Source organism: Marinactinospora thermotolerans DSM 45154, from assembly GCF_900167435.1.
Lineage (GTDB): Bacteria > Actinomycetota > Actinomycetes > Streptosporangiales > Streptosporangiaceae > Marinactinospora > Marinactinospora thermotolerans.
Map to the genome: position 1 here is coordinate 363471 of NZ_FUWS01000005.1, position 20406 is coordinate 383876.

20 protein-coding genes are annotated in these 20406 nt (G+C 71.5%); 11 read left to right on the plus strand and 9 right to left on the minus strand.

Annotation, left to right across the window (positions count from 1 at the left end; genetic code table 11):
- Positions 1–98 precede the first annotated feature (98 nt).
- Positions 99–893: an ABC transporter ATP-binding protein gene (locus B5D66_RS11335; protein ID WP_078761644.1), complete on the minus strand. Its 795-nt coding sequence runs from the start codon at positions 891–893 to the stop codon at positions 99–101.
- Complete coding sequence (locus B5D66_RS11340) at positions 893–1711, minus strand: ABC transporter permease (RefSeq protein WP_078761645.1); 819 nt, start codon at positions 1709–1711, stop codon at positions 893–895. Before B5D66_RS11340 ends, B5D66_RS11335 begins: the two co-directional genes overlap by 1 nt.
- A gap of 450 nt (positions 1712–2161) precedes the next feature.
- Between B5D66_RS11340 and B5D66_RS11345 the strand changes: the two genes are divergently transcribed.
- Together B5D66_RS11345 and B5D66_RS11350 are read left to right on the plus strand one after the other, a co-directional pair.
- Positions 2162–2920 carry an IspD/TarI family cytidylyltransferase gene (locus tag B5D66_RS11345; RefSeq protein WP_078761646.1) on the plus strand — a complete coding sequence of 253 codons (759 nt, stop codon included), beginning with the start codon at positions 2162–2164 and terminating at the stop codon, positions 2918–2920.
- Entirely contained in the window at positions 2917–3669 is a 753-nt protein-coding gene (locus B5D66_RS11350) for a glycerophosphodiester phosphodiesterase (RefSeq protein ID WP_078761647.1), read from the plus strand. The genes B5D66_RS11345 and B5D66_RS11350 overlap by 4 nt, the downstream gene beginning before the upstream one ends.
- Before the next feature lie 28 nt (positions 3670–3697).
- On the opposite strand, the gene B5D66_RS11355 is transcribed toward B5D66_RS11350, so the two are convergent.
- Positions 3698–4699 (minus strand): glycosyltransferase family 2 protein, encoded by a 1002-nt coding sequence (locus B5D66_RS11355; RefSeq protein WP_078761729.1) that lies wholly within the window; start codon positions 4697–4699, stop codon positions 3698–3700.
- A gap of 540 nt (positions 4700–5239) precedes the next feature.
- On the opposite strand from B5D66_RS11355, the gene B5D66_RS11360 reads away from it, so the two are divergent.
- The 6 genes from B5D66_RS11360 (at position 5240) to B5D66_RS11385 (ending at position 11544) form a co-directional block, all read left to right on the plus strand.
- Positions 5240–6604, plus strand: a complete 1365-nt coding sequence (locus B5D66_RS11360) for an LCP family protein (protein ID WP_235000929.1) — start codon at positions 5240–5242, stop codon at positions 6602–6604.
- Between the two features lie 63 nt (positions 6605–6667).
- Positions 6668–7288 (plus strand): hypothetical protein, encoded by a 621-nt coding sequence (locus B5D66_RS11365; protein ID WP_235000930.1) that lies wholly within the window; start codon positions 6668–6670, stop codon positions 7286–7288.
- A gap of 314 nt (positions 7289–7602) precedes the next feature.
- A complete protein-coding gene (locus tag B5D66_RS11370) occupies positions 7603–8667 on the plus strand; it encodes a hypothetical protein (RefSeq protein ID WP_078761649.1) in 1065 nt (354 codons plus the stop codon).
- 414 nt (positions 8668–9081) lie between these two features.
- Complete coding sequence (locus tag B5D66_RS11375) at positions 9082–10401, plus strand: UDP-glucose dehydrogenase family protein (protein WP_394330051.1); 1320 nt, start codon at positions 9082–9084, stop codon at positions 10399–10401.
- Between the two features lie 60 nt (positions 10402–10461).
- Positions 10462–10875, plus strand: a complete 414-nt coding sequence (locus B5D66_RS11380) for a CoA-binding protein (RefSeq protein ID WP_078761651.1) — start codon at positions 10462–10464, stop codon at positions 10873–10875.
- Between the two features lie 54 nt (positions 10876–10929).
- Positions 10930–11544, plus strand: coding sequence for a type III secretion system chaperone family protein (locus B5D66_RS11385; protein ID WP_235000931.1), 615 nt, complete (start codon positions 10930–10932; stop codon positions 11542–11544).
- 38 nt (positions 11545–11582) lie between these two features.
- Here B5D66_RS11385 and purE read toward each other — a convergent pair whose 3' ends face one another.
- A complete protein-coding gene (gene purE / locus B5D66_RS11390) occupies positions 11583–12125 on the minus strand; it encodes a 5-(carboxyamino)imidazole ribonucleotide mutase (RefSeq protein WP_078761652.1) in 543 nt (180 codons plus the stop codon).
- A complete protein-coding gene (locus B5D66_RS11395) occupies positions 12122–13279 on the minus strand; it encodes a 5-(carboxyamino)imidazole ribonucleotide synthase (protein WP_078761653.1) in 1158 nt (385 codons plus the stop codon). Before B5D66_RS11395 ends, purE begins: the two co-directional genes overlap by 4 nt.
- A 97-nt stretch (positions 13280–13376) precedes the next feature.
- Between B5D66_RS11395 and B5D66_RS11400 the strand changes: the two genes are divergently transcribed.
- The 3 genes from B5D66_RS11400 to B5D66_RS11410 all read left to right on the plus strand — a co-directional run bounded on the left by B5D66_RS11400 (position 13377) and on the right by B5D66_RS11410 (position 16056).
- Entirely contained in the window at positions 13377–13862 is a 486-nt protein-coding gene (locus tag B5D66_RS11400; protein WP_235000932.1) for a GtrA family protein, read from the plus strand.
- A 178-nt stretch (positions 13863–14040) separates the two neighbouring features.
- Positions 14041–14709 carry a response regulator transcription factor gene (locus tag B5D66_RS11405; protein WP_078761655.1) on the plus strand — a complete coding sequence of 223 codons (669 nt, stop codon included), beginning with the start codon at positions 14041–14043 and terminating at the stop codon, positions 14707–14709.
- Between the two features lie 63 nt (positions 14710–14772).
- Positions 14773–16056: a sensor histidine kinase gene (locus tag B5D66_RS11410; RefSeq protein WP_078761656.1), complete on the plus strand. Its 1284-nt coding sequence runs from the start codon at positions 14773–14775 to the stop codon at positions 16054–16056.
- Positions 16057–16284: 228 nt separating this feature from the next.
- Here the strand turns inward: B5D66_RS11410 and B5D66_RS11415 are convergent, their stop codons facing one another.
- The 4 genes from B5D66_RS11415 to B5D66_RS11430 all read right to left on the minus strand — a co-directional run bounded on the left by B5D66_RS11415 (position 16285) and on the right by B5D66_RS11430 (position 20340).
- On the minus strand, positions 16285–16926 hold the full coding sequence (locus B5D66_RS11415; protein ID WP_078761731.1) for an MBL fold metallo-hydrolase: 642 nt from the start codon (positions 16924–16926) through the stop codon (positions 16285–16287).
- The gene (locus tag B5D66_RS11420; protein ID WP_078761657.1) at positions 16926–18008 is read right to left on the minus strand and encodes an S-(hydroxymethyl)mycothiol dehydrogenase; all 1083 of its coding nucleotides are present in this window, start codon (positions 18006–18008) and stop codon (positions 16926–16928) included. Before B5D66_RS11420 ends, B5D66_RS11415 begins: the two co-directional genes overlap by 1 nt.
- A 121-nt stretch (positions 18009–18129) precedes the next feature.
- Positions 18130–19137, minus strand: coding sequence for an adenylate/guanylate cyclase domain-containing protein (locus B5D66_RS11425; protein ID WP_078761658.1), 1008 nt, complete (start codon positions 19135–19137; stop codon positions 18130–18132).
- 330 nt (positions 19138–19467) lie between these two features.
- Positions 19468–20340, minus strand: a complete 873-nt coding sequence (locus tag B5D66_RS11430; RefSeq protein WP_078761659.1) for a biotin--[acetyl-CoA-carboxylase] ligase — start codon at positions 20338–20340, stop codon at positions 19468–19470.
- Positions 20341–20406 lie beyond the last annotated feature (66 nt).

A 20406-nucleotide genomic window follows, 5' to 3' on the forward strand; every position in this document is an offset into this window, starting at 1 on the left:
CGAAGGCCCTCCGCCCCCGCAGGAGGGTGCCCGAAACGACGCCGACCCGCGTGGAGAGGTCTCCACGCGGGCCGGCGCGGTAAGCGCTGGGGAGGGGGTCAGGCGGCCTTGCCGTCGCCGCCGGACTTCTTCTTGCGGGCCTCGATCTCGGCCTGGGTGTCGGCGTTGTAGGCGGCGAGGGCCGAGGTGATGTCGGTGTCGGCCACCAGCGAGCCGTCCTTGATGTAGAGGCCGCGGTTGCAGAACCGCTTGAGGTCGCCCTCGTTGTGGGAGACCAGCACCATGGTGCGGTCGTTCTCCAGCATCTTCTCGATCGTGTCGTAGCACTTGCGGCGGAACGCCTTGTCCCCGACCGCCAGCACCTCGTCGACCAGCATGATGGGGTGCTGCAACTGGGAGATGAGGGCGAAGCCCAAGCGCACCTTCATGCCGCTGGAGTAGTGCCGCACCGGCATGTCGATGTAGCCGGAACGCAGCTCGGCGAAGTCGACGATCTCCTGGAACTTCTCCTCCAGCATCTTCGGCGTCATGCCGTGCAGGGAGCCGACCAGGTTGACGTTCTCGCGCCCGGTCAGGTCGTCGGAGAAGCCCGCCCGCAGCTCCAGCAGGGGGGCGATCTTGCCCCGGACCGTGACCTCGCCCTCGTCGGGGATGAGCACACCGGCGATGAGCTTGAGCAGCGTCGACTTCCCGGTGCCGTTCTTGCCCACGATCCCGACACAGTCGCCCTTGGCGACCTCGAAGGAGACGTTGCGCAGGGGCCAGAAGTCCCCCCCCTTGTTGGGGTCGCGCTTGCTGCCGTGGATGAACATCTCCCGCAGGCTGAGCCTGCGCCGCCGGTTCATGGCGAACTTGACGCCGAGCCCTTTGGCCTCGATCACCGGCTCCGCCATTACAACTCCTTCAGGACGGCCGTCTCAAGACGCCGGAACGTCAGGTATCCGATCACGAACATGATGAGCGCCCCCGCGACCGTCGACCACAGGATGAACTGGGTCGGCTGCTCCGTGGGGAACCACACCGCGTGGTGCATCTGGAAGATGCCCACGAGGGGGTTCATCTCGTACAAGGTCTTGAACCAACCAGGGATCCGTTCGGATTCCATGACTTGGAACATCGGATAGATGATCGGCGAAGAGTAGAACAGTACGCGGTTCAGGATACGAACGATTCGCTGCACGTCGCGCAGGAGCACGTTGAGCGACGCCAGGAAGAGCGTGATCCCCAGGGTGAACACGAACTGGACCGCGATGGCCACGGGCAGCCACAGCAGGGTCCAGCCGGTCTGTCCGCCCAAGACGATGACGAAGAGCAGGAGCACCGGCCAGGTCAGCAGGTACTCGATGAACTTCGTCTGCACCACGGCGAGCGGGAAGATCTCCCGCGGCACCTTCATCGTGGTGATGAGCTTGGCGTGGGTGATCAGCGCGCGGCTGGCGTCGTTGAGCGCCGTGCTCATCCACATCCACGGCAGGATGCCCGACAGCAGGAACAACGCGTACCCGCCCGGCGCGTCCTCGCCTCCCGGCGCCACCCTGGCGTTGAACAACACGCCGAAGACGAAGAAGTAGATCGCCGCCTGGGCGAGCGGGTCCAGAAGCGACCAGGCGTAGCCGAGGATCGACTTCTGGTACTTGACCTTCAGTTCTCGCCTAACCAGGAGGTTAACTACCTGCCGGTTCTGCCAGACGGCAAGCGCCCTCGACGCCACCGCCACCTCCTCCGGGATGCAGTCGTAACTAAGCGGTCGCACGGCTGGGGGACGTCACCGCGGGATCCGGGACGGACGCGGCACCGCGGGAAGCGGGGCCACCGGCGACGGGCCTGAGACGAACCTTGGTGCGCCCGTGTCACGGGGCACCAGCGCGCCATTGGGCCACACAGGCCGCGGTACGGCGCGGTTCAGGGGTGAAAGGGTGTCATGGGGGAACGGGTGAGCCTCGGATCACCGGCCTCGGTGCGGCCGGGGCGGCCGGAACTCGACGTCCGATCTTTCCACATTCGCGGACCGAACACCCATCCAGGCGTCCTCAGCGTACCGGTCGGCGGGGCCGGGCGGACCCCCCAGGGGGGATTGTTCGAGCATCGTTGCCCTGGTGTGTCCCCTCTCCCGCGGCGAGGTGGGCTACCCTCGGCCTTCGACCGTGGAAGAGAGGATCCCATGTCGACGGAGTCGGTTCCGGCACGCCAGGCGCGTCCTCGGGTGACGGCCGCGGTGCTCGCCGGCGGGGTCGGTACGCGCATGGGCGGGGACCGCCCCAAGCAGCTCCTGTCGCTGGCCGGCAGGCCGATCATCGAGCACTCCATCGCGGCGTTCTGCTCCGCCCCCGAGGTGGACGACGTGATCGTGTTGATGGTCGACGACCATCTGGCCGAGGTGGAGAAGATCGTCGCCGAGGGCGGCTACGGCAAGGTGTCCCGGATCCTTCCCGGCGGCGCCACGCGCACCGACACCTCCTGCGCGGCACTGCGCGCGCTGGAGGGACGGCCCGGGGAGGAGCTGGTGCTCCTGCACGACGCGGTCCGGCCGCTGGTGAGCGGGCGGACCATCGCGCGCTGCGTGGCGGCGCTCGGCGAGGCCGGCGCGGTGGGCGTGGCGGTGCCCTCGACCGACACCGTGGTGGAGGCCGAGCTGGGACCGGACGGCCGTGAGGTCCTGCGCGGTGTCCCCCCGCGCGCGTCGCTGCGGCGCATGCAGACGCCCCAGGGGTTCCGCCTCGACGTGATCCGGCGCGCCTACGAGCGGGCGCTGGCCGATCCGGGCCTGGTCGCCACCGACGACTGCGGCGTGGTGCTGCGCTACCTGCCGGACGAGGAGATCCGGCTGGTGCAGGGCGAGGAGGCCAACATCAAGGTGACCCACCCGGGTGACCTGGCCGTCGCCGAGGCCCTGTTGCGCGAGCGCGGGGAGCCGGCGTGACCTTCACCGCGCCCGAGGTGATCGGGCACCGCGGCGCCGGACGCGGCACCGTGGACGGCCTGCGGGAGAACAGCGCCGAGTCGTTCGCCGCCGCGGTCGCCGCGGGGGCGACCTGGGTCGAGATCGACGTGCGGCGCAGCGCCGACGGCGTCCTGCTGATCCACCACGACGCGGCCCTGGCGGACGGACAGGCCATCGTGGACCTGCCCGCCGCCGAGGGGCGCAGGGCCGGCCTGCTCACCCTGGAGGAGGCGCTGGAGGCGATCCCCGCCGACATCGGGCTGGACGTCGACGTCAAGACCGTGATGGAGGACGCCTCCGACCCGAGGGAACGGCGCACCATGACGCTGCTCCTCCCCCACCTGCGGCGCGAGGCGCGGCGGCGCCGCCTGTTCGTATGCTCCTTCGACCCGGCCGTCCTGCTGGCCGTCCAGGCGGAGGCACCGGGGATCCCCACCGCCTGGATGCCGTTCGTGCGCAATCCGCTCGACCAGGCCGTGGCCGGAGCAGCGGGGCTGGGCTGCCAGATCGTGGCGATCGACGCGCGCTCGTTCGGGCTGGCCGGCGATCCACCCCGGCCCGGCCGCCGGACGGTGGACTACACCGTGGAGGTCGCGCATCGGGCGGGCCTGGAGGTCGTCTCGTGGTGCCCCGGTCCGGCCGACGCCGCCCGCTTCGCCGCGGCCGGCGTCGACGCGGTCGTCGTCGACGACGTCGCGGGCGTGGTCGCGGCGCTGGACGGACGCTAGCCCGCTCCCCTCAGCGGAGCGGGGCCGGTCAGGCGTCCTGGTGCTGTGCCCGGGCCGTGCGGGAGTCGGAGCCGAGCCCCCGCGGGCTGGTCAGGAAGCCGCTTCCCCAGGACATGTGCATGGTGACCAGCGCCACGGGGACGCACAGGCGCCCCTTGAGGCCCAGCCCCGACCCGAGCGGGACGGAGACCGCGGCGATGGCGACCAGGTAGGCGGCCGGGACGAGCCAGGCCGGCCAGAACAGGAAACCCCCGAGCAGGCCCGCGGCGAAGGCCACGACCGCCGTCGGCGGGGCGAGATAGCGCAGGTTGATCGTGCCCTTGTGCTGCCGGGCCACCACACGCCGCCAGCGACCGTAGTGGAAGTACTGCTTGGCCAGGGCCTTGGCGTTGGGGCGCGGCCGGTAGGACACCCGCATGCGCGGCTGGAACCACACGGTTCCGCCGGTCTGGCGGATGCGGTGGTTCATCTCCCAGTCCTGGGCGCGCAGGAACGCCTCGTCGTAGCCGCCGACCCGGTCCAGGGCGGAACGGCGGAACACCCCGAGGTAGACGGTGTCGGCGGGGCCCCCCTCGCCCCCCGTGTGGAAGCGCGCGTTGCCGACACCGACCTTGGAGGTCATGGCCTTGGCGACGGCCTGCTCCCAAGGGGTCTCCCCCTCGGCCGCCATGATCCCGCCGACGTTGTCGGCCCCGGTCTGCTCCAGGGTCTCCACGGCCACGCGCAGGTAGTCCGCGGGCATCATGGCGTGGCCGTCCACACGTGCCACGATCCCGTGCGAGGAGGCGGCGATCGCGGCATTGAGGCCGGCCGGGGTGCGCCCGGTGGGGTTGGGGACCACCTTGACCCTGGGGTCCTCCGCCGCGAGGGCGTCGGCGACCTCCTGGGTGCGGTCCTTCGACGGTCCCACCGCGAGCACGACCTCCATGTCGCCGGGATAGTCCTGGCTGAGGACGTGGCGCACGGCGGCGGCGAGGTGGCGTTCCTCGTTGAGGATGGGCATTACAACCGATACGGCCGGCCAGGTCACGGGCATGTCCAAGAAAAGGTGGTGGAGAACGAATCGGGGGACCGCGCGATGGCGCGCGTGGGCAACGCTACTGCACGGGTCGAAAGCCGCGTCACGCCAAGGGACACGGCCGTTGTGCGGCGGCGCCGCGCCCCTCCATTGTGCGCCGCCCGGCCTGGATTGACCAATCGGGAACCGGGGCGCGGGGCCACGGTCCCCCGTCGCTCGTCCGTGTCCGGCCATCGCGGCCACCACGCCGGCCCTTGAACCGTCGGAGGGGTACGGACGCCACGCCCGGGCGTGGCGTCCCGGGACCGGTGGGTGGATTCCTGACACCCTAGGGGACATTCAGGTGGAAGGGGGACGGTCGATGGGACGGGGGCTCATCCGGTGAACGGCGACACAGGGAGAAACGGGCGGGGCTCCTCTCCGGAGTTCCGCCGTGTCCGGTCGGGCCCGACCCCGCCGGGCGGAACGTCCGGCGCGTCCCCGCGGCGCCCCTTCGCCCTTCCGAGCAGGCGGGCCCGGCGTAAACGGGCCGGGCTGCTGCTGGCGGGCACCATGTCCGTCGTCGTGCTGCTCGCCTCGGGGACCGCGTGGGCCCTCACCAGTTGGGTCTCGGGGCGACTCAACCGGTTCGACGTGTTCGCGGGCCTCGGGGGCGACCGTCCGGCCGCGGGGGCCACCGGCGCGCTGGACTTCCTCGTCATCGGCTCCGACAGCCGTGGCGAGCTCGACCGCGGGGCACAGGCCGAACTCGGGGTCGGCAACGCGGCCGGACAGCGTTCCGACACGATGATGCTGGTGCACGTCAACGAGGACCGGGACCAGATCACCGTCATCGGCATTCCGCGCGACTCGTGGGTGCGCGTCCCCGGACACGGGGAGGCCAAGATCAACGCGGCCTACGCCTACGGCGGCCCCCAGCTCGCCATCCAGACCGTGGAGTCGACCACGGGCGTGCGCATCGACCACTACGTCGAGGTCGACTTCGCCGGCTTCGTCGATGTCGTGGACGCGCTCGGGGGCATCGAGGTGTGCCTGGAGGAGCCCATCTACGACGAAAAGGCCCACCTGAACATGGGCGCGGGAACCCACCACGTGGACGGCACCGAGGCCCTGGCGTTCGCCCGGACCCGCAAGACCGTGGACGGCGACCTCGACCGCATCGACCGGCAGCAGCAGGTGATGGCCGCGCTTCTCGACAAGGCGCTCGACTCCGACACCCTCGGCAACCCCGACAAGCTCACCCGCTTCCTGGACACCGCGCTCGGGTCGGTCACCGTTGACGAGGGACTGGACACCGCGGCCATCAACCAGCTGGCCGCCCAGCTGCGCTCGATCAAACTGGACGACGTCGCCTTCACCCAGGTCCCGGTCTCCTCCATGGACTTTCGGACGCCCAACGGCGAGACCGCGGTGACCTGGAACAGCGAGGCCGCCGAGGAGCTGTTCGACAAGGTCGCGGCGGATGAGCCGCTGACCGGCAAGGACGGTGAGGAGGAGCCCGCGCGCTCCGAGTCCCGGCCGGGACCGACTCCGCAGGAGGTCACTCTTGAGGTGTTCAACGGGGCCGGCGCCCCCGGTCTGGGCGCGCGGGCGGCCGCCGACCTGGCCGGGGCCGGCTTCCAGGTACCGGAGCAGGCGAGCAACTGGCCCTCGTTGGGGGTCACCCAGACCCTGGTCCGCCACGCGCCGGAGCAGGCCGACGCCGCGGCCCTCGTCGCCGCGGCGATCCCCGGGGCCGTCCTGGAGGAGGACACGTCGCTGTCCGAACGGGTCCAGGTCGTGGTCGGCTCCGGCTACGGCGGCGTCGACGCGCCGGCCGACACCGCCGTCGCGGAGCCCGCGGCCGCAAGCGGTGTCGGGGCGGGCGGACGTGACATGGTGCACACCTCGACCGCGCAGGAGAACATCTGTGCCTGAGGGAGCGTGAGGGACGGCCCACGTTAGCCCCGTGGTCCGAGTGGTAATACCACGGGCAACCGCTTGTTCCGGGAGGACGCCGTGTTGCGCCATCTGCTCGGTCTGCCGATCGGGCTCCTTGTCACCCCACTGCTGTGGGCCGGCACCGCGTGGTCGGCCGCGACGATCGAGGCACGCATGGGGGACATCGACCCCGGGGACCCCACGCTGCTCACCGCGGTCGCCGCCGTGATGGCGATCGGCCTGGTCTGCGGAGTCCTGGCCGGTTCCCGGGTCTCCCCCCTGGCGGCCTTCGTCTCGGGCGGCGCACTGCTGGCCGTGGGGCTGTGGCCGCTGCTCGATCCCGGTTCGTTGGCGTCGGTCCTGCCCTCGTGGATCGCGCCCGGTTCGCTGTTCCACCCCCTGGGTCCCGCCCTGCCGCTGAACCTCGCCCTGGGGACGCTGCTGTTCATCTCCTCGCTCACGCCGTCGCGCTGGCGTTCGCGTCCGCGCGCCGACGGGCCCCGTCCCGGGGCGGAGCCCCGGATCGCCGCCGCGCCGCCCGTGGCCGGCCCGCTTCCCGCGGACGACGACTCCAGCCGCACCACCACCCCCTTCCGGCGGGGTGAGAACGGCTTCGAGACCACGACCTGGGGTTCCCCCGATCCCGGGGACCAGACCCGGGTGTTGCGCGACGACCGCTGATCCGCGTCGGCGGCGGTGAGTTCCGTGCCGCGGCGTCCGACACGGGGATCGGCGCGCCCGTCGTGGAGCACCACGTGTCCGGGCGGCGTCCTCTCCCACCGGGTTCCCCACCCCCTCCCACCCGGACAACCCGGGCAGACGAGGGGCCCACCGCGCCCCGGGGCGCGGTGGTCGGACTCCCCGCCGTCTCCGAGCCCTCCCACCGTTGTCCGACCACTGGAACACGCCTCTGGCGCGGGTTCCGTCGCAGGTAGGCGTCCTGCGACTAGAGTCGGATCGCGTCCTCCCAACAGGGACGACGAAGGGGGTTTGGCATGTCGGACGGGCTACGGCACCTCATCGGAGCAGGGGTCGGTCTGGTCGCTGCACCGGTCTCGGTGTTCGCGCTGGGCTGGGGGGCTGACTCTCTGCGCGCGGCGATGATGGCGCTCCACGTGGATCCCGGGCTTTACCTGCCCGGACTGGCCTCGGTGTTCATCCTGGGACTGCTCCTCGGACCTCTCGCGGGGTCGAGAATGTCACCGCTGGCCTCGCTGCTTCCCGGTGTCACGCTGACGGCGCTGGGGCTGTTCGCGCTCTCACCGGTGTTCGCCGAGCTGGCGACCGGCCTCACCCCGCTGGGGCGGCTGGGCGGCGGCGCGGTGGTCTACCTGCTGCTGGGCGGACTGTTGATCGCCGCCTCGGTTCCCGCATCGCGGTGGCGGCCGGCGGCGCGCCGGACGGCCGAGGCCGTTCCCGAGACCGTCATGGAGCGTCCCGCCGAGCGTCCCGCCGACCCGTGGACGCCCCCGCCCCCCACCTGGGACCGCTGGGAGACGGACGAGGGGGTCCGGGTGATCCCGCCCTCGCCGCACACCGGGCCACGTCCACCGGCGGGGCCGGAGCCCCGCGCGGCACGTCCCCGGGAAATGCGGCAGCCACCGCACCCTCGGCACGGCGGCCACGACACGCCGCCTGCGTGGGGGCAGCGTCCGGCCACCTCGCACGAACCGACGCATCGGCGTCCGCCTGACGTCCCGCACCTGTACGGGACCGGGCCGCTGCCCGCGAACGCCGCGCCGGCTCCGCAGAGGCCACGGCACTTCGCCGGCACCGAGCCGTTCGCGCAGGCCGCGCCGACCATCCCGCAACCGGCTCCGCGGATGACGCCCGCCACGGCGCCCGCGCCCCGTGAGACGCCCCACTTCCACAACACCGGGCCCGCGCCCCGCGCGCCGCAGACCGCGCCGCCGCCCGCGGGGCCGCCTTCGGCGCCCCGCGAGTTCCAGCACCGTTACGGAGGCCCGGCTCCCCGGATGACCGAGCCCGTGCAGTGGCCGCCGCCCCGGGAACCCGATGAGGAGGACTACCCCTACAGCGGTCCGCCATCGCGTTGGTGACCGGCTCCACCGCGGCTTCCACGACGCCCATCCGCACTCGGCGCGGGTGGGCGTCGTGCTGAACTGCGAGGGAATGCGAGGGAAGAGGGAACCGTGTAACGGCCCCCCGCATACGTACCATCTCAAAAAGTCACATAAGATGCGGCCGTTCTGCTTTAGGGCAGGGTTGAGGTGGTGTTAGGGCCGAGTTCGGCAATGTCTCATTGAGGAACGCTGGTTCGGGTCCCTTCCCCTACCGCACCATGGACGGCAAGAACAGACGGGTGCGTGTCGCCACGTTCCGCCACATCGCGCCATGGTCGTCCGGCGTCGATGACCTCCCGCGCATCTCACCGCCCGTGTCGGCCGGGAAGCACACTGTGACACGTCTTGGCCGACTGTAGGAAGGACAAACCATTGGTCGGACAACAGCGCCTGAAGATCTCGGTGATCGGTACCGGTTACCTGGGCGCCACGCACGCCGCGTGTATGGCCGAACTGGGTTTCGACGTGCTCGGCATCGACGTCGACCAGGCCAAGGTCGACTCCCTGTCGTCTGGCCGGCTCCCCTTCTTCGAGCCGGGGCTGGAGGAGGTGCTGGCTCGCAACCTGGCCGCCGGGCGGCTGCGCTTCACCACCGACTACGCCGAGGTCGCCGAATTCGCCGACGTCCACTTCATCTGCGTGGGCACCCCTCAGCGCGCCGACTCCAACGCCGCCGACCTGTCCTACCTCGACGCCGCCGTCGACGCGCTCGCGCCGTTGCTGTCGCGCCCGACCGTCGTCATCGGCAAGTCCACCGTTCCCGTCGGGACCGCCGCGCGGCTGGCCGCCCGCCTGGCCGGCACCGCCCCCGCGGGTGCCGACGTCGAGCTCGCCTGGAGCCCGGAATTCCTCCGGGAGGGCTACGGCGTCGAGGACACCCTGCGTCCCAACCGCATCGTCATCGGCACCGCCCCCGGATCACGGCGGGCCGAGGCCGTGATGCGCGAGGTCTGCGCCGAGCAGATCGCCGCGGGGATCCCGTTCCTCACCACCGACCTGGAGACCGCCGAGCTGGTCAAGGTGTCGGCCAACGCCTTCCTCGCCACCAAGATCTCCTTCATCAACGCGATGGCCGAGGTCTGCGAGGTCGCGGGCGCCGACGTCATCAAGCTCGCCGAGGCGCTGTCCCACGACGACCGCATCGGCGGCAAGTTCCTCGGTCCGGGCCTCGGCTTCGGAGGCGGCTGCCTCCCCAAGGACATCCGCGCGTTCATGGCGCGCGCCGACGAGCTCGGGGTGGAGCCGGCCCTGTCCTTCCTGCGCGAGGTCGACGCCATCAACCAGCGTCGCCGGGCGCGCACGATCGACATCGCCCGCGGTCTCATCGGCGGCAGCTTCAGCGGACGGACCGTGGGGGTGCTGGGCGCCGCCTTCAAACCCAACTCCGACGACATCCGCGACTCTCCCGCGCTCGACGTCGCCGCGACCATCAGTTCGCTGGGCGCGCGCGTCACGGTCTATGACCCCGAGGCCCTGGAGAACGCCCGCCGCGCCCACCCCGGCCTCGGCTACGCCACCTCGATGCTGGAGGCCGTGCGCGACGCCGAGGTCGTCCTCCTGCTGACCGAGTGGGCGGAGTTCCGCGACGCCGACCCCGACGAGCTGGCGAAGGTCGTCGCCCAGCCCCGGATCGTGGACGGCCGCAACGCGCTGGACCCCGAACAGTGGCGGGAACGCGGCTGGACCTACCGCGCCCTGGGCCGCCCCTAGGTTCTCCGGCCTCCCCTCCCGGCGCGGCGGGACCACCACGGCGACGAGTAGGGTGCGCACATGCACGACATCGACGACGAGGTCATCCGCCGCCTGCTGGAGCAGTCCAGGGTCTGGGCGGTCGTCGGGTTGGGCGCCAACCCCGACCGCCCGGCCTACCGGGTCGCCCGCTTCCTCCAGGACCAGGGCAAGCGCATCGTCCCGGTCCACCCCACGGCGCAGACCGTGCACGGGGAGACGGTCTACCGCTCTCTCGCCGACATCCCCTTCCCCGTGGACGTGGTGGACGTGTTCCGCCGTTCCGAGGACGCCGGGGCGGTCGCCGACGAGGCGCTGCTCCGCGACGACGTGCGTGCCGTGTGGTTCCAGCTCGGTGTGGTCGACGAGGACGCCGCGCAGCAGGTCCGCGCGGCCGGCCGGGTCATGGTCATGGACCGCTGTCCCGCCATCGAATGGCCCCGCCTGCTGAGCTGAGGTAACGCCGGTCGACACCGATTCCCTCACCCCCCTCGGGGGTAGGGGAGGCGTATGCGACGTCCACGACTGGCCCTGCTGCGCGGCCGGACCCAGAAGACACGGGATGCCGGTGGGCCGGGGCCCATGCCCGACGACCTCGGGCTGGCGGCCGACCGCCGGAGGTTGGCCGACCGCAACGGCTGGCTCTACACGGAGCACGACCAGCGGATCATCCACGGCTGGCCGCGGCCGGTGCTGCCTCCCGGCCGCATCGGCGGGGTCCGCAACGTCCTGTCGGGCTCCTACCGGGGCTCGGAGTTCACCGTGTTCGACTACTTCCATGTTCCCTCGGGAACGCACCAGTGGGAGACGCTCACGGTCCACACGATGGCGCTGCCGGCGGAGGTCCCCTACGTCGAGATCAGCGATCCCGAAGGCGGCGCGCACGACCTCTACGCCCAGAGCCCCGAACCGCGCTTCCCCGTGGAACTGCTCTCCGACGAGGTGCGCGAGACGATCCGCAGGCACGCCTTCACCGCCTTCGTCCTCGACGGTGACCTGCTGATCTGCACCTCGTCGGGCGGCGGCCCCGAAGACGTCGAGGCGAAACTCGACGCGATGGCCGACCTGCTCAGCGAGGTCTCCGGTGACCTGTGGACCCGCTGGGACGGCGTGCCGGCCCGTTGAGCCCGCCGCCCGCCTCACGGAGGCGGGCGGCGGAACCGTCAGCGGGCGACGCCGAACCCGATGGCGGAAGAGGTCCCCTCGGCGACCTGGCGGCGCAGACGCTCCCCCTTCGCCTGGGCCTGCTTCTTCAGATCGGCCTGGAACTCCTCCATCCTGGCGCGCAGCGCGTCGTCGTGGGCGGCGAGCATGCGGACGGCGAGCAGCCCGGCGTTACGGGCCGCGCCGACCGCGACGGTGGCCACCGGAACCCCCGCCGGCATCTGCACGATCGACAGGAGCGAGTCCATGCCGTCCAGGTACTTCAGGGGGACCGGGACGCCGATGACCGGCAGCGGGGTCACCGAGGCCAGCATCCCGGGCAGGTGCGCGGCGCCCCCGGCCCCGGCGATGACCACCTTGAGCCCCCGCTCGGCGGCCCGGGTCCCGTAGTCGATCATCTCGTGGGGCATCCGGTGGGCGGAGACGACGTCGGCCTCGTAGGGAACGTCGAACTCCTCCAGTGCCTTCGCCGCCTCCTGCATGAACGGCCAGTCGGAATCACTGCCCATCACGATGCCGACGATCGGGGCTGTCTGGGTCACTGTTGGTCTCCCTTGAGGTAGCTGGCCGCGTCACGGGCACGGGCGAGGAGGTCCTCGTAGTCGTCGCCGAGCACCGTGACGTGCCCGATCTTGCGACCGGGTCGGACCTCCTTACCGTAGAAGTGGATCTTCACCCCGGGGTCCTTGGCCATGACATGGACGTAGCGCCGGTAGACGTCGGGGTCGGCGCCGCCCAGCAGGTTGGCCATCACGGTGTAGGGGGCGGTGGCGCCGGGGGCACCCAGCGGCAGGTCCAGCACCGCGCGCAGGTGCTGCTCGAACTGGGAGGTCCGGGCGCCCTCGATGGTCCAGTGGCCGGAGTTGTGCGGACGCATCGCCAGCTCGTTGACGACGACGCCCGACTCGGTCTCGAACAGCTCCACGGCCAGCATTCCGACCACGCCCAGCGCGTGGGCGATCTCGATGGCGAGCTCCTGGATCCGCACCGCCCGCTCCTCGTCGAGGCCCGGGGCCGGTGCGATGACCTCGTGGCAGATGCCGTCGCGCTGCACCGTCTCGACCACGGGGTAGGCGGCGACCTGTCCGTAGGGGGAGCGCGCGACCTGGACGGCGAGCTCGCGGGTGAACACGACCTTCTCCTCCACGAGCATCGGGACGCCCGCCCGCGCCGCGCCGTCGAGGACCTCGCGCGCCTCCTCGCCGCTTCCGGCGACCCATACGCCCTTGCCGTCGTAGCCGCCGCGCGCGGCCTTGAGGACGACGGGCCAGCCGGTGACGGCGGCGAACTCGTCGACGTCGGCGGCGGTCGCGACGCCACGCCAGCGCGGGCAGGGGGCACCCAGCTCCGTCATACGAGCGCGCATGAGGAGTTTGTCCTGGGCGTAGCGGAGCGCGTCGGGGCCCGGGCGCAGGACGGTTCCGGCCTTCTCCAGCTCGCGCAGGACCGGTTCGGGCACATGCTCGTGGTCGAAGGTGATGACGTCGCAGGACTTGGCGAAGGCCGACAGGTCGGATGGGGATCGGTCGTCACCGAGCTGGACGTCGCCACAGATCAGTGCGGCACTGTCGGAGGGAGAGTCGGCCAGAACCCGGAATCCCACCCCGAGGGCGATCGCGGCCTGGTGCGTCATCCGGGCCAGTTGCCCGCCTCCCACCATGCCAACGGAGGGGACGGACCGATTACGCTCACTCACACTGCCTCAACTCTTGACGGGATGTGGGTTTCGACGTCGCCAGGCGTGGCTCTCATGGAATTCTAGTGACCCACCTGCGAGAGGATCGGAACGGCTCTTGAGTATCGTCCGGGCGCTCTACCAGCGCTTCTCCCACCTGATCCACGAGGTCGCCAAGTTCGGCACCGTGGGCGCCGTGGCCTACGTGGTGCAGCTGACGGCCACGAACACGTTCTGGTGGTTCCTGGGCATGTCCGAGCTGGCCGGGCAGGCGCTGGGCACGCTCATCGCCACCGTGGTCGCCTTCCTGGGCAACCGGTTCTGGACGTTCGGCCACCGTGCGCGCAGCGGCCTGGGGCGCGAGTACGCGCTGTTCTTCCTGTTGAACGCCGTCGGTCTGGTGATCCAGCTGCTCTGCCTGGAATTCACCGTGTCGGTGCTCGGCCTGGACGGCCCGCTCGCCCGCAACATCGCGGGCAACGTCGTCGGCGTCGGCCTGGGGTCCCTGTTCCGCTTCTGGTCCTACCGCAAGTGGGTCTTCCGCGAGGCGGAGCCCGCCGGCCTCCCCGAACCGACCACCCCGCGGCGCGAGGGACGGATCTGAACGGGCCCGTGCCCTACCCCCGCCACACCAGGTCCGATCCAACCGGACACGAAACCACGGACAGGGTGTGAAGTAAGGGAAGTATGCCGGTTATGGGACTTGCGCATTTTTGGTCAACCCTCAGTCAAGCGGCGCGCATAATAGGGAAAACCCTCCGGCCCAACCTACGATCAGGGGCATGACCTGCGTTTTGCTGGCCGAAGACGACACCTCGATCTCCGAGCCACTCGCCCGCGCGCTTCGCCGGGAAGGGTACTCGGTCGACGTCACCGTCGACGGCGTGGAGACTCTCGAACGCGCCCGCGCGGGAGACGTGGACCTGATCGTGCTCGATCTGGGACTGCCGGAAATGGACGGTCTCGAAGTGGCGCGACGGCTGCGCTCCGAAGGACACGGGACGCCCATCCTGATCCTGACCGCCCGCGCCGACGAGGTGGACACCGTCGTGGGGCTCGACGCGGGCGCCGACGACTACGTCACCAAACCGTTCCGCCTGGCCGAACTCCTCGCCCGGGTCCGCGCGCTCCTGCGCAGGGGCGGCGCCGAGGTCCCGGTCGTCCACGGCGTGCGCATCGACAACGACTCCCGCCGCGCGTGGCTGGGCGACCGCGAACTCCAACTCACCACCAAGGAGTTCGACCTGCTGCGGGTTCTGGTCCGGGACGCGGGCAAGGTCGTCACCCGCGAGCAGATCATGCGCGAGGTGTGGGACACCAACTGGTGGGGATCGACCAAGACCCTGGACATGCACATCTCCTGGCTGCGCCGCAAGCTCGGCGACGACGCCAACCAGCCCTCCTACATCACCACCGTCCGAGGCGTGGGGTTCCGGTTCGAACGGGAGTGACGGGAATCCGCGGCCCGGAGCCCCGACACGCCGGTACCGGCCGCGGCGCGGACGAGGGGTGATATGCGCAGGCGGATGCTGTTCTCCACGCTGGTGGTCGCCGTCATCGCGGTGATGCTCCTGGGACTGCCGCTGGGCGCGTTGGCCTACCAGTCGGTCTACAGCGAAAGCCTCAGCCAGCTCAGGCGCGAAGCCGACGTCATCGCCGCCGAGACCGACGCGCAACTGGAGAACGAGGGGCGTGTCGACACCGAGCACTTCGCCGAGGTCTATCCCGGGCGCCGCATCGAGATCACTCCCCCCAACGGCCGGACGGTGGTCACCGGCGGCTGGGACTACACCCCCGGAGACGCCAGCGCCGGAACCGCCCTGGAGGCCACCGCGACCTCCCGCGGCAACGTCCGGGTCGACATCTGGCGCGACACCAGCGACGTGCGCGACAGCATCATCAGCGCCTGGGTGGGCATCGCCTCGCTCTCCCTCCTGGCCATCGGCGTGGCCGTGGGCCTGGCCATCCTCCAGGCCCGACGGCTGACCCTGCCGCTGGTGGACCTCGCCGCCACCGCCGAACGACTGGGATCGGGGGTGACCACCCCCTGGGGTCACCGTTACGGAATCCCCGAGGCCGACCGGGTGGCCGAGGTCCTGGACCGCAGCGCCGAACGGATCGCCAGCCTCATCTCCACCGAACGCCACTTCGCCACCGACGCCTCCCACCAGCTGCGCACCCCCCTCACGGCACTGTCGATGCGCCTGGAGGAGATCATCGCCGAAGCCGACGACCCGCAGGTCGTGCGCGAGGAGGGTCAGGCCGCGCTCGCCCAGACCGAACGGCTCGTGGGCATCGTGGAGAGCCTGCTGGGGCGCGCCCGCAAGAGCCAGAACCCCGAGGTCGAACCGGTCCGCATCGACGACGTGATCGAGCAGTTCGTCGACGAGTGGAGCCCGATGTTCACCCAGGCCGGAAGGGAGCTGCGGCTCACCGGGACCCCCGGTCTGACCGCGCTGACCGTCCCCACCGACCTGACGCAGATCCTGGCGACGCTGGTGGAGAACGCCTTCAAGCACGGCGCGGGAACGGTCACCATCCGACGGGTGGAGACGGGCCAGTCGGTACGGGTCGAGGTCACCGACGAGGGCGAGGGGATTCCCGAGGAGCTGGCGCCGCGCATCTTCGAACGTGAGGTCAGCGGCGGCGACGGCACGGGGCTGGGCCTGGCGCTGGCCCGCCACATCGCGGAGTCGGAGGGCGCGCGGGTGGAACTCGTCCAGGCCAGGCCGACGACGTTCGCGGTCTTCCTGCCCTCCAGCGCCGGCGGACTGGTCCGGACGACCGGTCCGGTCTAGGGCGTACCGGCGAGGCGGGCCGTGCGGTGCGCCGGAGCCGCGAGGCGCGGGAGCGCGACCGGCAGCGGTGGACGGCGCATCGGCGGCCAGCGGCCATGGCCCACTCGCCGGCGCCCCGCACACCCCGGGCCACCGGCGAAGCGGCCGGACCGTGAGGGACCGGCCGGCCCCTCACGCGAACGGACGGCCGGCCGCCGGAGTCCCCCGAGGGATCCGGCGGCAGCGGACTCAGTGTCCTCGTTGGATCCATTCGTGCAGGTGGGGCGCTTCGGCTCCGATGGTGGTGGAGGCGCCGTGACCGGTGAGGACGAGGGTCTCCTCGGGCAGGGTGAGGAGACGGCCGCGGATGGAGTCGATGATGGTGGGGAAGTCGGAGTAGGAGCGGCCGGTGGCCCCCGGGCCGCCGCTGAACAGGGTGTCGCCACTGAACAGCACGCCGAGCTCGGGCGCGTACAGGCACACCGCGCCGGGCGCGTGCCCCGGGGTGGCGATGACCTGGAGTTCCACACCGCCGGCCTGCAACCGCTCCCCGTCCAGCAACGGCGCGTCGGGCTCGCGTCCGGGGTGGACCATCCGCCACAGCGGAGCGTCGTCGGGGTGGAGCAGGATCGGGGCGTCGGCCAGGTCCGCGAGGTCGGCGGCGGCATTGACGTGGTCGTTGTGGGCGTGGGTGCACAGGATCGCCATCAGCTCGCGGTCGCCCAACGCCCGCGCGATCGCCTCGTGGTCGTGGGCGGCGTCGATGACGATCGCCTTCCGTTCGTCCCCGACGATCCAGACGTTGTTGTCGACCTCCCAGGAACCACCGTCCAGTTCGAAGGTGCCCGATGTGACCAGACGGTCGACAGGGTCGGGAAGGTTCTCCGTCATCACAGCATCACGACCGATCGCAGTACCTCGCCGCGCTCCATCCGCGCGAACGCCTCCTCCACATCCTCCAACCCGATCCGCTCTGACACGAACCCTTCCAAATCCAACCGCCCCTGCGCAAACAAATCCACCAACATCGGGAAATCACGCGATGGCAGGCAGTCCCCGTACCACGACGACTTCAACGCCCCGCCGCGGCCGAACACCTCCCCCAACGGCAGCTCCACCCGCATCTCCGGCGTCGGCACCCCCACCAGCACCACCGTCCCCGCCAGATCACGCGCGTAGAACGCCTGCTCATAGGTCTCCGGGCGGCCCACCGCCTCGATCACCACGTCAGCCCCGAACCCCCCTGTCAGCTCCCGCACGGCCGCCACCACGTCCACCTCGGCCGCGTTCACCGTGTCCGTCGCCCCGAACCGGCGCGCCCACTCCAGCTTGCGCGCAGACACGTCCACCGCGATGATCCGTCCCGCACCCGCCAACCGGGCCCCCACGATCGCCGCGTCGCCCACGCCTCCGCACCCGATCACCGCGACGCTGTCCCCCCGCGTCACCCCACCGGTGTTCACCGCCGCGCCGATCCCGGCCATCACCCCGCACCCCAGCAGCCCCGCCACCGCCGGGTCCACCCGCGCCACCCGCGTGCACTGGCCCGCCGCCACCAGCGTCTTCTCCACGAACGCGCCGATCCCCAGTGCCGGGCTCAACGCCGTCCCATCGGCCAACCTCATCGGCTGGGAGGCGTTGGCGGTGTCGAAGCAGTACCACGGCCGTCCCCGCCGGCACGCCCGGCACCGCCCGCACACCGCACGCCAGTTCAACACCACGAAATCGCCCGGGGCCACCTCATCGACCCCCTCCCCCACCGCCTCGACCACTCCGGCCGCCTCATGGCCCAGCAGGAACGGGAACTCGTCGTTGATGCCGCCCTCCCGGTAGTGCAGGTCGGTGTGGCACACCCCGCACGCGGCCACCGTCACCACCGCCTCACCCGGCCCCGGATCCGGCACCACCACCGTCTCCACCCCCACCGGCGCCCCCTTGCCCCGCGCCACAACGCCCTTCACCTCGTACGGCATGACGAACCTCCCGGATCGGCGAGTGTGTACGTTCCCAACATGCCGGATCAGACGCCGGCGTGGAAGCTCATCGCACGGTCGGTTCGATGGTGGCCGCGGGCGCGCCGGCCCGGCCGCGGGGCTACGGCGTGCCCAGCACCACCTCGAAGCTGCGCCGCAGGGCGTAGGGCTGGATCTGGCCGAGCCCGTGGGCGTGACGCGGGCGTACCCGCACCACCTGGTAGGAGTCGTCGTCCTCCAGCAGCCCGGCGAGCGCCTCGTCGATGAGGACGGTGCCCGGACGGGCGAAGGAGGTCAGCCGGCTGGCCCGGTTGACGGTGGTGCCGAAGACGTCGCCCAACAGGGCCAGGACGGGGCCGTAGGCCAGGCCGACACGGACGTCGGGGACCTCGACGTGGGTCTTCACCCCGTCGGCGAGTTGCAGGGCGATCTCGGCGGCCTGGGCCGCGGAGTTGGTGACGTAGAGGACCTCGTCACCGAGGGTCTTGACGACCCGGCCACCGCTGGAGGCCACGATGTCGGCCGAGGTGGCCTCGAAGCCCTCGACGACCTCGGCCAGGCCGGCCTCGTCGAGCTCGCGGCTGAGCGTCGTGAACGAGACCAGGTCGGCGAACCCGACCACCAGGGGGAAGTAGTTGGGGGCGGCGTCCTCGTTCTTCTCCAGGACGGCGAGCGTACGCGCCGCCGACGCCGCGAGCTGGCGCCGCCAGATGTGCACGAGCAGCCGCTCGACGTCGGGGAGCAGGTCCTTGGTGATGCCCACGAGAGGGGCGAGCTGGCCGCCCTCCACGGTCTCCGGCGGGGTGTAGTCGAGGGTGGTCAGGATGCTCGTCTGCCACTCGGCGAGGCGGGCCATCGTCTGCCCCATGGCGCGCGCCAGGCGGATCGCGGCCTCCTCGTCCAGCACCCCGTTGGCCAGCAGATTCGCGGTGATACGCAGGGCCTCGACGTCGCTCTCCGTGAACGCGGGGGTGTCATCGCCCCGCGCGGCGAACCCCAGCGCCCGCCAGATGCGAGTGGCGAACTCCTGTGGTGCTCCGGCTCGCCGCACCGCCTCTTCACGGGTGTAGAGCGCCTCGCCTCCCATCAAGGCGGCTTCGATCTGCTTGGGGTCGGGACGCGACGGCATACGTTCTCTCGTGTTCTGGGCCGGAGCGGCGGGCCTGGGACCCGAGGGCGGCCTGGGATGGGCGCACGGAGCGTGCGCGTGACTGCCGGTTTAGTACGTGAGGGCCGGGGCCGTCAAGAAAACGCGCGCCCGGCCGCCGGCGCCACCGCGGGCGACGTCCGGGAGGCGGCGGCGCGGTCGCGTCCGCACGGGATCGGGGACGGTGCCGCTCCTCGCTCCCCGCGGGGTGACGGTCCGTGATCGGCATGAGCACATGGTCGCACAGCCCGCCGTGACGGCGGCGTGACACCATGGTGCACATCAGGTGACCGCGCTGCCGCCCGGCGGAGGTCACGGCGTGGTCCCCGCCCGCCCCGTCGAGGGCCGGACGTGGACGACGTCGCCCGCGCTCAGCGACGTGACCGTCCCGTCGCCGGCGGCCACGGTGAGCCGGCCGTCGGCGTCGATCCCCGTGGCCGTCCCCTCCAGGATCCGCTCGCCCGGCAGGTGGACCCGCACCTGCCGGCCGATCGTGACACAGCGGGCACGGTACTCGGCCGCCAGGCCGGACGCCTCGGCGTCGCCGTCGCGTTCCAGCCACGCCCGGTAGCGGTCGGCGAACCCGCGCAGCACCGCCCGCAGCAGCGGGTCGCGGTCCACGCACGCCGCCTCCTCCACCGCCAGGGACGTCGCCGTGGGAACGGGCAGCTCGGCACGGGACTGCGCGACGTTGAGCCCCATGCCGATGACGACCGCGCTGTCTGTCGTCGAGGGCGCCACCTCGGCGAGGATGCCGGCGAGCTTGCGTTCCTCCCCGCCCGTCGCGAGCAGGTCGTTGGGCCACTTCAACCCGACGTCGACCTCGGCCACCCGGGCGACGGCGCCCGCCGCGGCCACCCCCATGAGCAGCGACAGCCAGCCGTAGCGGGCCGCCGACACCCGCGGACGCACCAGGACCGAGAACGTCAGCGCGGCACGCGGGGGCGTGGTGAAGACACGGTCCAACCGTCCCCTCCCCGCCGTCTGGTGCTCGGTGACGAGCACACTGCCCTCGGGCGCGCCGGCGTGGGCCCGGGCGACCAGGTCGGTGTTGGTGGACCCGGTCTCGGCCACCACCTCGATCTCGCGCCACAGACCCCCGGGCCGCACGAGGGCCCGGCGCAGTCCGGAGTCTCGCAGCGGTGGCCGCCCGAGGTCGGTGTAGGGAGAGGAGTCAGCGGACATGCCCCCATTCAACCGTGTCCGGGGAGGCGTCCGGTGGTCGGCCCAAGGCCGACCACCGGACCGGCA